The sequence below is a fragment of the Kytococcus schroeteri genome (genome assembly GCF_002847825.1).
GTDB classification, from domain to species: domain Bacteria; phylum Actinomycetota; class Actinomycetes; order Actinomycetales; family Dermatophilaceae; genus Kytococcus; species Kytococcus schroeteri.
The window spans coordinates 6,236-7,175 of sequence record NZ_PKIZ01000004.1; the positions used below are offsets into that span (position 1 = coordinate 6,236).

Sequence of the window (940 nt, forward strand, 5' to 3'; positions counted from 1 at the left end):
AGGCGCCCGCCCTGGACCCGGCCTGGTTCGCCCTCGCCAGCGTGGTGGGGCTCGTGCTCGTGCTCGCCGCCGCCCGGCTGGCGGCCCTGGGCGACCGGGCGGCCGGGCTGTGGGTCGCGGCGCTCGGCATGCTCATGGCCTCGCCGGTCAGCTGGTCGCACCACTGGGTCTGGCTGGCGCCGCTGGCGCTGGCTGTACTGTGCTCCGAGGCCCGCCGGGACGTGCCGCGCCCCGCGCGCTGGGCCGTCGCGGCGATGCTGGGATCGGCACTGCTGCAGGTGATCTGGTGGGTCCCTTCCCGAGACGGTCGCGAACTGGAGTGGAACGCATGGCAGGTGCTGCTGGGGAACGCGTACGTCTGGTGCGCGCTGCTGATGACGGTGGCGCTGGTGCCGCTGGCGGTGGCGCAGGTGCGCGCGCTGCTGGCCGGACGCGGGGGCGTGGGGTCCGCCGCGTGAGCCGCGCCGACGGCCGCCCCACTGCGCCGCTGGACCGCCCGGCCACCTCCCCGTGGGTGTGGTTCCCCGGCTTCGTGCTGGTCACCGCCGCCGTGCTGTACATGCTGCGCATGCGCGACGTCCCGCCGCTGGACCTGCGCGTCTACTCCAGCGGCGTGCGGGCCCTGCTCGACGGCCAGCCGGTGTACGACCTCACCTACACCGGCTCGATGCTGACCTTCACCTACCCGCCGTTCGCGCTGCTGGCCTTCCTGCCCATGGCCTGGGTGGGGGACTGGATGGGGTCGGCGCTCACCCTCGTGGCCTCCGTGGCCGCCGTCGGCTACCTGCTCCACACCGCCCTGGGGCGCACCCGGGTGGGCGCGGTGGTGGCCACCGTGCTCTTCCTGGCCGCCATGGCCGCCGAGCCGGTCTGGCTCACCATGCACTTCGGACAGGTCAACCTCGTGCTGGCCGCCCTGGTGACCGCTGACCTCCTCGGC

At 74.7% G+C, this 940-nt stretch carries 1 protein-coding gene and 1 pseudogene; both read left to right on the top strand.

The annotated features are described in order from the left end of the window. A pseudogene (locus tag CYJ76_RS12370) lies at positions 1-458 on the top strand (hypothetical protein); the annotation flags it as partial. Next, on the top strand, positions 455-940 hold a 486-nt coding region (locus tag CYJ76_RS02880), incomplete at its 3' end, for a glycosyltransferase 87 family protein (protein ID WP_180802189.1). The pseudogene CYJ76_RS12370 and the gene CYJ76_RS02880, both read left to right, overlap by 4 nt.